Origin of the sequence: Flammeovirga sp. SubArs3 (genome assembly GCF_947387565.1) — a bacterium.
Classification (GTDB): Bacteria; Bacteroidota; Bacteroidia; order Cytophagales; family Flammeovirgaceae; genus Flammeovirga; species Flammeovirga agarivorans.
The window spans coordinates 135,078-146,873 of the sequence record NZ_CANDOA010000013.1; the positions used below are offsets into that span (position 1 = coordinate 135,078).

At 33.4% G+C, this 11,796-nt stretch carries 8 protein-coding genes; 5 read left to right on the plus strand and 3 right to left on the minus strand.

Features of this window, described 5'->3' with window-relative positions; genetic code table 11:
- The first annotated feature begins 145 nt into the window (after window positions 1-145).
- A complete protein-coding gene (gene tadA, locus QL232_RS24855; RefSeq protein WP_281616203.1) occupies window positions 146-601 on the plus strand; it encodes a tRNA adenosine(34) deaminase TadA in 456 nt (151 codons plus the stop codon).
- Window positions 601-1,086: a hypothetical protein gene (locus QL232_RS24860; protein ID WP_168883475.1), complete on the plus strand. Its 486-nt coding sequence runs from the start codon at window positions 601-603 to the stop codon at window positions 1,084-1,086. The genes tadA and QL232_RS24860 overlap by 1 nt, the downstream gene beginning before the upstream one ends.
- A 118-nt stretch (window positions 1,087-1,204) precedes the next feature.
- On the opposite strand, the gene QL232_RS24865 is transcribed toward QL232_RS24860, so the two are convergent.
- Window positions 1,205-2,488, minus strand: a complete 1,284-nt coding sequence (locus QL232_RS24865; RefSeq protein ID WP_281616204.1) for a hypothetical protein — start codon at window positions 2,486-2,488, stop codon at window positions 1,205-1,207.
- A 193-nt stretch (window positions 2,489-2,681) separates the two neighbouring features.
- Entirely contained in the window at window positions 2,682-3,068 is a 387-nt protein-coding gene (locus QL232_RS24870) for a DUF1573 domain-containing protein (protein WP_168883473.1), read from the minus strand.
- A 221-nt stretch (window positions 3,069-3,289) separates the two neighbouring features.
- Between QL232_RS24870 and QL232_RS24875 the strand changes: the two genes are divergently transcribed.
- Both QL232_RS24875 and clpB read left to right on the plus strand, forming a co-directional pair.
- Window positions 3,290-5,077 (plus strand): glycoside hydrolase family 15 protein, encoded by a 1,788-nt coding sequence (locus QL232_RS24875; RefSeq protein WP_281616205.1) that lies wholly within the window; start codon window positions 3,290-3,292, stop codon window positions 5,075-5,077.
- A 449-nt stretch (window positions 5,078-5,526) separates the two neighbouring features.
- The gene (gene clpB, locus QL232_RS24880; protein ID WP_281616206.1) at window positions 5,527-8,136 is read left to right on the plus strand and encodes an ATP-dependent chaperone ClpB; all 2,610 of its coding nucleotides are present in this window, start codon (window positions 5,527-5,529) and stop codon (window positions 8,134-8,136) included.
- Window positions 8,137-8,195: 59 nt separating this feature from the next.
- Here the strand turns inward: clpB and QL232_RS24885 are convergent, their stop codons facing one another.
- On the minus strand, window positions 8,196-8,624 hold the full coding sequence (locus tag QL232_RS24885) for a hypothetical protein (RefSeq protein WP_168883470.1): 429 nt from the start codon (window positions 8,622-8,624) through the stop codon (window positions 8,196-8,198).
- A 278-nt stretch (window positions 8,625-8,902) separates the two neighbouring features.
- Between QL232_RS24885 and QL232_RS24890 the strand changes: the two genes are divergently transcribed.
- Entirely contained in the window at window positions 8,903-11,377 is a 2,475-nt protein-coding gene (locus QL232_RS24890; RefSeq protein WP_281616207.1) for a M14 family zinc carboxypeptidase, read from the plus strand.
- Window positions 11,378-11,796 lie beyond the last annotated feature (419 nt).

Here is an 11,796-nt window from a genome sequence, read left to right on the forward strand (position 1 = left end):
TACATTCATCTAAGTCAACTGATTTGGGCTGAGTGATTTATGATGTAATGTGTAAATAATACAATTGTTTATAAGGTAAATACTATTTGAGTATATTTGTGAAGAAATTATGGATTAAACCTTAATCTTGAAATAATACAATTTTATGCAGTCAGATAAGGATGAATCCTTTATGAAAATAGCCTTGCAACAAGCAGAATTAGCTTTTGATGAAGGAGAAATACCGGTAGGAGCAATCATTGTTGCAGATGGTAAAGTAATAGCGAAAGGATATAATCAAACAGAAAAACTAAATGATCCAACAGCACATGCAGAAATGATTGCAATAACTGCTGCAGGACATTATTTGGGATCAAGACATTTACAGGATTGCACACTTTATGTAACTTTAGAACCTTGTGCAATGTGTGCAGGAGCTATTTATTGGGGACAAGTCGGTAGAGTTGTTTATGGTGCATCAGACGAAAAAAGAGGATTTAAATCTTATTCTGAAAAGTTAGCCCATCCAAGAGCCAAGTTCACAACGGGAGTACTTGAAGAAGAGTGTAAAGAATTATTGATGAAATTTTTCAAGCAATTAAGACAAAAAAGAAAAAAATAATGGACCAATCTGTCATTGAAAAAATAGAAACCCTTTTAAAAGAAGAAAAGTTTGATGGTTTATTCGAGCTTATTAATCCATTAACGAATACTCAAAAAGGAAAGGAACTACTTGGTTTATACTATTTAGGAAAATGGGAAAATGAAAAGGCTGAAGAAGTTTTCGAAAAATTAAAAGAAGAGTTTAGTACTAACCCTGATTACCATTATTATTATGGGGCAAGTCTAGGACAGCAAGCCAAAGGAGCAAACATGCTAAAGTTGATGCAGATTGCACCTAAATCTAAAGCAGCATTTGATAAAGCTTTGGAGTTAGATCCGCAACATGTTCCAGCACATTGGGGTTTACTTCGATACTTCGGTAATGCTCCTGCAATGTTTGGAGGTGAGCCAAAGTGTAAAGAGTTAGCGGACTCTTTATCAAAATTCAATGAGAAAGAAGCAAACGACGCTTACGAGTTTATTAAAAATAAATTCCATAGCTAATAAAAAGATCAAGCAATACCTTATATAATAGGTGTTGCTTGATCTTGATAATAAAAAAGCCACTTGCTAAAAATAACAAGTGACTATAGGGGATAAAGATTAGCTACACCCAGCTGATTTATTTGCCTTTTGTTGCAATTTGGGCAGCTAAGATAGATTGTAATAAGTCTCCACCTTTGCTATTTCCTTGCCCAGCAAAATATTGTTCTGGTAATTTAATCTTACTGATATTAGCCCATTTTACAGAGTCTCTTCTATACTCCCAATACGACTTTTGTTCAGGTGTAAGACCAGAAGATACCAATTGTCTGTTGGCATATGCTTTTGTTTCTGCAAGTACTTTTTCAGTTTTTGCTTCAAGCTGAGCCGTTTCAAACTTTATTTTTGCTAACTTTTTATTTGTTTCTTCTTGCTTTAATTGTGTTTCAATAGCAATCAAACTAGAAACTTGTTCTTTTTCCCTTTTTACCCTTTCTTCTGCTTTGTCTCTTTCACCTTCGGCAATAATTCTTGATTGAGCAGCCTTCGCAGTTTCAATTCTCTGAATTTCTAATTGACGTTTAGCAGATTCATCTCTTTGATTTTCTAGTCTCTTTTTAAATGAGCTTTCCATATCAATAGAAGGTAAAACTACCTGTGAAATTAAGATGTGGTTTTCAGAAATTTCATTAGGAATACGTTTGAAGCGTCCATTGTCATCAGCAATTTTTTCCACTAGGTACTTAGTACGAACCTCTTTTATTTCTCGACTTTCCTGTTGGATTGAGTTATCAAAAAGAGTATCGGCTACTTCAATTTTTCTTACTTCATAAGAACCATATTTTAATTGTTCCTCAAAAGTTTGTCTAAATGATTGAGCATCACCAGAAATATAATCCTGAGCGGCATACATGTAACCTGTGTTCACTAATTGCTCACGAATTGTAGGAATTAATGTCATTGCTACAAGGTTTTCCTGAGATCTGAATTTTACAGCGACATCAATAAATGCTCCTTCTGTATTTGGCATTTGAACCCTAACAGACGGATAACCTAATGCTGTGACTTGGTCGATAAAACGAATAGGAACAGGCTTCATTGATGAATTATCATCATCACTAACATCTTCTGTAGTGATATCAATGTATTTGCTCCAAGGTTGGACTTTACCAAACCATGTAAAATGGTACCCTTCAGTCATGATCGCTGACTTCTGACCATTGGGGTAGGTAACAAAATATTGGTAGCCAGGTTCAGCCCACATAATTGCATTTGACATCACAATGATAAAAAATGCAGCTGCAAACGACAGTCCACCTAATTTCGGGTTTAGAACGGGATAGTTTTTTCTAAGTTGTGGCACAACTGTTAAAACACTATACACTAAACATATAAAAACGATAAGATAAAATAAGAGAGCCATTTGGTAATTAAGTTAGTTGATTATACATACATATATCCTAACGGTATTTCTTTACCCAATGGATGTATTTTAAAATATTATTTAATAATGATTAACGATAGTTGTTAAAAAAATGATATTACAAAAAAAGGTCTGCGTAATATTTTCGTATTACACAGACCTGATATTTATTGTTTAGCTATATTACTAAAGCTTACTTATTGTCTACTAAAACGTTTGTAGTGATAGAGATTCTAGTTGTTTGTTTAGCATTAGAATAAACAGTGATTGGTTTATTCTGTACGCCTCTTTTACCTCTAGAATTGAATTTAACTAGAATTTGTCCTTCATCACCAGGAGCGATAGGCTCTTTTGGCCATTTTGGAGCAGTACATCCACAAGTAGTTGTAACGTTTGTGATTACCAAAGGAGCATCACCACTATTTGTAAATTTAAAAGTATGCTCAACAACGTCACCTTGGTGAATATCGCCAAACTCATATGTATTTTCAGCAAAAGTAATTACAGGGCCTTTTGCTTCTTGTGCATTAACTACAAAACAGAATAAACCGAATAACAGTGTAAATAATATCTTTTTCATGTCCTTAGATTTATGGTTGAAGGATAATAATTTATTAAGTAAGTACAATTTACGATTAATACTTGAAATCATAAAAATGCACCTCGATGAAACATTTATTAAATACTTAAGCAAAAACCTTGTCATATTTTAAAAACTATAAAATTTATTTTTTTGGTGATTTTTATATTAAATTGAATCATGCTCGCATCCCAAATTAAAATTTAACTACATATACAAACATGAAAAAAACTCATAAGTACGATATGGGCGTCATTGGAAACTGTGCGTTCATGGCCTATGTCGATACAACAGCAAGTGTGCGTTGGCTATGCTGGCCAAGATTTGATAGCAGTTTTATTTTTGGTGACTTACTGGATGATGAGAAGGGCGGAGAGTTTTCGGTAAAACCTACAGCTAACATCCAAAAGACTAAACAGTATTACGTTACAAACACTAATATTCTCGTTACAGAAGTTTACACTGAAGATGGTGATTTTAAAGTAACAGATTTTGCTCCACGTTTCGAACAGGACGATCGTTATTATAAGCCATTGATGATGATCAGAAAAATTGAACCATTAAGAGGCACTCCTTCTGTGAAAGTAGTGTGTAACCCAGTAGGGGAATATGGTGAGATGAAACCTGAGAAATCACAAGGAAGTAATCATATCCGTTTCTTAGGGTACGACCAACAAATGAGATTAACTACAAATATTCCTTTATCTTATGTAATGGATGAGCATCCATTTGTATTAGGTGGAGCTGTATATACGGTGTTAACTTATGGTGTACCATTAGAAGCAGCAATTGAACAAACTGCAGAAACTTTCTATACTAAAACGAAAAGATATTGGAGAAATTGGGTGAAATCAACATCAATTAGTTTCTTCCATCAGGATAAATTAATCCGTTCGTCTTTAATATTAAAAATACACCAATACGAAGATACAGGGGCTATTATAGCTTCCGGAACGACATCATTACCAGAATATCATAAAAGTACCCGAAACTGGGATTATCGATATTGTTGGATGAGGGATACTTATTATACATTAAATGCTTTCAATAACATTGGTCACTTTGAGGAAGTAGAAGCTTACTTTAAGTACATCGAGAATGTAACGAAGCAAGAAAAAGATAGGTACCAACCTCTTTATACTATTACAGCTCAGAAGAAAATCACCGAAATTGAAATGCCTTTAAAAGGATATTTGGGTGAAAACAAACCTGTAAGAATAGGTAATGATGCTTATACTCATATTCAGAATGATGTATATGGTCAAGTATTAACATCACTACTTCCTTTGTATGCTGATAAGCGTTTTACTAATAAATACCGTATGCATACAAAGCAATTAGTAGAGCATACTCTACAGAAAATTGCTGATACAATGGAAGAGAAAGATGCAGGTCTTTGGGAATTCAGAGATAGACCAGGACATTACTGCTATACTTTCTTATTCCACTGGGCAGGAGCATCTGCAGCATATAAAATGGCTCAATACTTTGATGATGTGAAGATGGCCGATAAGGCATTAAAGATCAAAGAACGAGCAGCTGATATGATTGAAAAATGCTACGATGAAGAAACAGGCGTTTACATGCAAGCTGCAGGATCAAAAGATATGGATGCATCTTGTCTACAATTAATTACCATGAATTACCTGGATCCAAACTCTGAAAGAGCAAGGAGACATTTAAAAGGTATGGAAAAGGAATTAATGGCTCAAGATGGTTTATTCTACAGATACCGTCATGTGGATGATTTTGGAGCACCGGAAACAACATTCCTAATTTGTGCTTATTGGTACATAGAAGCTTTAGCTTGTGTGGGAAGAGTAAAAGAAGCTATTGATTACTTTGATAAAGTAAGTAGCTATGCAAACCATGTTGGTTTATTATCGGAGGATGTAGATTCTAAGGATGGTAGCCAATGGGGTAATTTCCCTCAAACGTACAGTCATGTAGGTTTGATGAATGCAGCTTATCGTATTTCTAAGAAATTAGATTTACCTAACTTCTTGTAAGCCTTCTTACTAAAGAAGAAATATTTTAAGGTAATTGTCTCATAAGGCAATTACCTTTTTTTATCTACCAATAAATAATGTTTTGATAATCACAAAAGCGGCTAAGACAGCTAAACTGAAGTATTCTACTATTTTCATCATTGGGGTAATTAATTAACAAGGTTTTCGTATCTGATATCTTTATGACAATTAAAAAAATTAGTTTGACATAATAATCTTATCGTATTTACATAGATTTAGAAATATATAATCCGTTTGATTTCTGTCAAAAAGTCACTTTCTTTTTCAAAAATTTCAACCCCTGATGACTTAATGTCGTTTAAACAACAAAAAATAATCATTAAGCTGACTTTATGTCTTGATAATCAGTTTAGTACAGTAATTGAATAACATATCATGTCTTTATAATTAATTGAGTCTCTATAACTTAAATTAAAAAATACGAACTTATGAATTTTGAAAAATATACAATCCGATCGCAAGAAGTTCTGCAAAAAGCACAGACCATTGCAAAAGGATTTCAACAACAAATAATAGAAAAAGGTCACTTATTAAAAGCAATCATAGAGCAAGAAGACAATATGATTACTTTTCTGACCAATAAAATAAAAGCTGATAAAACGGCTTTAGATCAACAAGTAGAAACAATTGTAGCTGCGTATCCAAAATCGTCAGGAGAAAACCCTTATTTATCAAATGACTCTGCCAAGACTTTACAAAAAGCAGAGAAGTTTATGACTGATATGGGAGACGAATTTGTAGCAGTTGAACATATATTACTTGGACTTTTGGAAGGTAGTGATCCAATCGCTCAACTTTTAAAACAAGCGGGTTTCAATGAAGACTACCTAAAAAAGGCCATTGTAGAATTAAGAAAAGGAAATAAAGTAACTGACCAAAATGCCGAAGGTCAATATCAGTCTTTAGAGAGATATGCGATTGATTTAACTCAAATGGCAAGAGATGGTAAGCTAGATCCTGTAATTGGTAGAGATGAAGAAATTCGTCGAGTACTACAGATTTTATCAAGACGTACTAAAAATAACCCAATGTTAATTGGTGAACCGGGTGTTGGAAAAACGGCTATTGCAGAAGGTTTAGCGCAAAGAATTGTTGCAGGAGATATCCCAGAAAACTTAGAAGATATTTCAATAGCTTCTTTAGATATGGGTGCTTTAGTTGCAGGAGCAAAATATAAAGGTGAGTTTGAGGAAAGATTAAAAGCGGTAATTAAGGAAGTTCAAAGTGCGGATGGAAAAATTATCCTCTTTATTGATGAAATACACACACTAATTGGTGCAGGTGCAGGTGGAGATTCAGCAATGGATGCTGCCAACTTACTAAAACCAGCTTTGGCAAGAGGGGAATTAAGATCGATTGGTGCTACAACTCTAAAAGAATATCAGAAATATATAGAAAAAGATAAGGCACTAGAAAGAAGGTTCCAACCTGTAAATGTTGGAGAACCATCTGTTGATGATGCAATTTCTATACTTAGAGGTATCAAAGAAAAATATGAAGTGCATCATGGTGTCAGAATTAAAGATGATGCTATTATTGCTTCAGTAGAACTATCAAATCGATATATTTCAGATCGCTTCTTACCAGATAAGGCAATTGACTTAATGGATGAAGCAGCATCTCGTATGCGTATTCAAATGAACTCTATGCCGGAAGAGGTAGATGAGATCAAGCGTAAAGTGATGCAGCTTGAAATAGAACGAGAGGCAATTCGTCGAGAAAAAGATGTTGAGAAGGAAAATATCTTAACAGATCAGATACGCATACTTACTAGTAAGTTGAATGAATTGGAAGACGAGTGGAAGAGAGAAAAGCAAACACTCGATTCAATAAAACAGCTGAAAAGAGATATCGATAAATATAAAATCGAAGCAGATCAAGCTGAACGCTCAGGTGATTATGGAAGAGTTGCAGAGATTAGATATGGAAAAATTGTCAATGCAGAAAAGCAATTAGAAGACTTGCAAAATGCTGCAGAGCAAGAATCTGAAACTGGTAATGTAATGTTACGTCAGGAGGTAACTTCCGAAGATATTGCTGAGGTTGTTTCTAAGTGGACAGGTATCCCTGTGGCTAAAATGGTTCAAGGTGAAAGAGAGAAACTTCTTCACTTAGAAGCAGAATTAGGTAAAAGAGTGGCAGGGCAAGATGAGGCTATTACTGCTATTTCAGATGCCGTTCGTAGAAGTAGGGCTGGTCTACAAGATCCTAGAAGACCTATCGGTTCATTCTTATTCTTAGGTACAACCGGTGTTGGTAAAACTGAATTAGCGAAAGCATTAGCAGAATACCTATTCGATGATGATAAAGCAATGGTTCGTATCGACATGTCTGAATACCAGGAGAAACATGCAGTAAGCCGTTTGATCGGAGCTCCTCCAGGTTATGTTGGATATGATGAAGGTGGTCAACTTACTGAAGAAGTAAGAAGAAGACCATATTCAGTAATTCTACTTGATGAGATAGAAAAAGCACATCCAGATGTATTTAATATCTTATTACAAGTATTGGATGATGGACGTCTAACGGATAATAAAGGTAGAGTTGCAGATTTCAAGAATACCATTGTCATCATGACTTCCAATATGGGAGCACATTTCATGATGGATAAAATCGGTGATCTTGAAAACGCAGGAACAAAAGTAGAGAAAGAAGAAATTCTTGACGAATGCAAGAACAAGGCATTGGATTTACTGAAAAACACAGTACGTCCTGAGTTCCTAAATAGAATTGACGAGATTCTTATGTTCCAACCTCTAACAAGAGAGAATATGAGAAAGATTGCAGATATTCAATTCAAAGACATACAGAGAAGGATTAAAGCGAATGGAATAGAAATAGAAATCACTCCAGAAGCTTTAACAAAAGTCTCTGATTTGGGTTACGAACCAGAATTTGGTGCAAGACCATTGAAAAGAGTAATGCAGAGGTATATTCTAAACGATCTATCAAAATCAATCTTAAGTGGAGAAGTCCAAAAAGATAGTGTTGTTTTAATAGATGTAGATAATGATCAGTTGATTTTCAAAAACAGATAATCATCTAAATAAAATAAAAAAGCGATATACTTATTTATAGTATATCGCTTTTCCTCATTTCAATTCATTACAATTGATCGCACTTTTTTAACTCGATCAATGATTACTTTTTTAGCGTTAGTAGCCTCTCTTAAGTCAGAGTACACGCCTTCGATACAATTCAAATTAATGTGAATTACATTTTTAGGATACTTTGCCTGAACCTCTTTTTCGAATTCAGCCAATAAACTAAACTTGTTCTGAGCAAATTTTGAAACGTCGATTTGTATGATTGAAGACAAAATTTCTGTGTCTCCATCCAAACAATCTTTCCTTACAGCTTTGAAAAACACATATCTAGTGTTGCTATTCACTGCGTTTTCAACCTTCACACTTTTTTGTTCAGTCGATGGTGAATCTGGTTCATTGTTACCATTACTTGCAAGTACAATATTGGAACTTGCATAAAATGTCAAGCACAATAACAAGAATTTGGATAATAATTGCATGAAAAAATAAATCAGTAGTAAAAGTAATTATTTGGTTTTTAAGGGGATACCTATTACAATTATAATATTTTAATATAATTATATGAAATATCTAAGTGTATTTTTCACAATATATAATTAAATATATTCTTTGTTATCCGTATAACAATATAAAAATTAAAAAAATCGGATAATATTGATAATCAATATCTTTAATTATTTTCTTTAAAAAATTCAATAGTTATCACATATAAATGTATATTATTGTATAATCGCTAACAATTTTTACTTCTTCCAATATGCTTAGACTACTGTTAATTATTCAGTGGATCTGTCTTTTTTTATTTTCTAATCGCATTATTGCCCAAAAAGATATCACACCAAGTGCCTTTTTAGGAATCGATCTTGGAGATAATTTCACATACCATTATCAATTGGTAGATTATTTTGAATTACTTAGTAATAAATACCCAAGTAAAGCGAAGTATATTAGTTATGGTGCTACGTCAGAAGGAAGAGAGTTATTTGTTTTTGCAATTACATCTTCTGAGAATATGACAAAATTAGAAGAGATCAAAAAAGATAACTTATATAGAATAGGTATAGAAGAAGGTAAAGTAGCAAATAAAATCCCTGTTATTTGGTTAGGATACAATGTTCATGGTAATGAAGCTTCAGGTTCTGAAGTTGCAATGAAAGTGGCTCACAAACTATTATCATCCGACGAAAAAGAAATTAATAAAGTATTAGATAATGCCGTAGTCGTTATCGATCCATGTATGAATCCCGATGGGAGAGATAGGTACGTAAATGGATATCGAGCAAGACGAGGAGAAAAAGTAAATTCAAATGCACTAAACTGGTCTCATGTAGAAAGTTGGCCTTCTGGTAGGTATAATCATTATTTATTTGACCTTAATAGAGATTGGGCTTGGCAAACACAATTAGAAACTAAGTTAAGATATGCTTTATATAAGGAATGGATGCCACAAGTATATGTAGACTTTCATGAAATGATGCCAGAATACTCTTATTTCTTTGGTCCACCTGCTCATCCTATCCATGAAGAAATCACTACTTGGCAGAGAAAATACCAACGAATCTCTTCTCAGAGGTATATTGACTTTTTTGAAGAGCATAATTGGAAGTATTTTACAGAAGAAATTTTCGATTTATTGTACCCTTCATATGGAGATAGTTGGACATCCTTTAATGGAGCCGTTGGCTTTACTTTTGAACAAGGGGGACATGGTGTAGCAGGAGTTTCCTACAAAAAGAAACCAACTGATCGAGCACTGACTTTAAAACAAAGGATAGAGAAACACTATGAAACAACATTATTAACCTTATTTACTGCGGTAGATTATAAAGAACAGTTGCTTAAAGAGTATCAGGCATTCTTTAAGAGTAAACCCAAAGGACAGTATTCTCAATTTATTATTAGAAATAATTCTAGAGATCATGGAGATATAAAGAGATTACTGAAATTAATGGATACTCATAGAATAAAGTATTCAATGGTAGCTAAAGGTAAATCCGTTACAGCTTACAGTTATCAATTAGAGAAGAATATAGAGATATATATAAAAGAGCATGATATTCTTTTCGACATTAATCAACCATTTAATAAGACGTTAGAAGTTCTTTTAGAGCCTAAAACCGAAATAACAGATTCCCTCACTTATGATTTAACAGCATGGTCACTTCCTTATGCCTATGGATTGGAAGCATATGCTATTGAAAGTAATCCAAAATTTGAAATAAAGCAGTTTCAAGAAGCTGTTACGCAAAAAGATCAGGTACATTCAATAGAGAAGGACTATATATATATAGTACCTTGGAATTCTATTGAAGATACCAAAGTACTAACGAGGTTCTTAGATAAGAAAATTGATATCAGTTACCTTAATAAGGGAAAGAACATTTTTAATACCTTTTTGCCTAAAGGTAGTATTGTGATTAATCCCGAGACAAATGAATCGAACCGAAAACTAAACTTCATTAATAAGGTACTGAAGGATGTCAATTATATAAAAGCACCTATCAATAAGTTGGGATTAATTTCTGACTGTTTAACTCCTTTTAAAGAAAAAAGAATAAGTGTATTAGCAGGTGGTGAATCTAACCCATTAGATTTTGGTGCATTATGGCACTTTTTTGATCATGAGTTAAACTATCCAATTCAAATATTGGATGTTGAAAAACTATCAACATCGAAGTTATTTAACACAGATGTATTATTAGTTGGTGATGGGAGATATAGCCCATCGACACATAAAGTGATTGAAAACTTTGTGAAAGTTGGCGGTAGAGTGATTCTTTTTGAAGGTGCGACGAAAATTATGTCAGAAAATACAACAACAGATATGTATGATTCTTTACATATATCGTTGGTGCAGAAATCAAGATCTTCTGAAGCAAGTTCGAAAACGTCATTAAATAAAAGAGCGGCAGGGTGTATTGTAAAAGTAGAACTAGATACTACAACTAATATTTCGAATGGATTAAACCCAATATACTACTCATTAAAGCAAAGTAAGTTGGTGTTGCCTAAGATTGGTTTAGGTGAAAACCTAGGAACTTTCCCAGAAAGTCCACTTGTTTCGGGATATTTAGGACAAGGTTTAAAGCTAGAAATGCCAGGAAAGTCATTAATCGCTATAGAAAAGTATAAAAAAGGAGAGATATTTTACTTTGGGGAATCTCCATTATTCAGAGGTTTTTGGGTGAATGGGATGCTTCTTTTAAGTAATGCCATATTTTTTGATTACTAATTACAATATTTAAATAATTGACCTTTAGTGATATCCTACCGTATTGAATTTCATTTAATATAATAATAGCTAGAAAATATTGCATTTATCAAGTTAGCTATTACCTTTGCACTCCCTTCAAACGGAAGGCCAACTGAAAAACACTCCTAGTGGGTACTATTCATTTCAACATTTTGCAAAGAAGACAGCGATGTAAATTAAAATTTCAAATGAAATCAAATAAGCATTGCATATTAAATTTCTCTTCTTACCTTTGCACTCGCTTCTGAAAAGAGGCGGTTATAAAAGACTAAAACGTTGGTCTTTTTAAGCAGAGAATGGGATTTGAAAATCTTCAGAAAGTAGCTCGAAAAAATAAAATAAAATTTTTTCAAAAAGAGTTTGGAGATTAAAATTTAGTTCTTACCTTTGCACTCGCT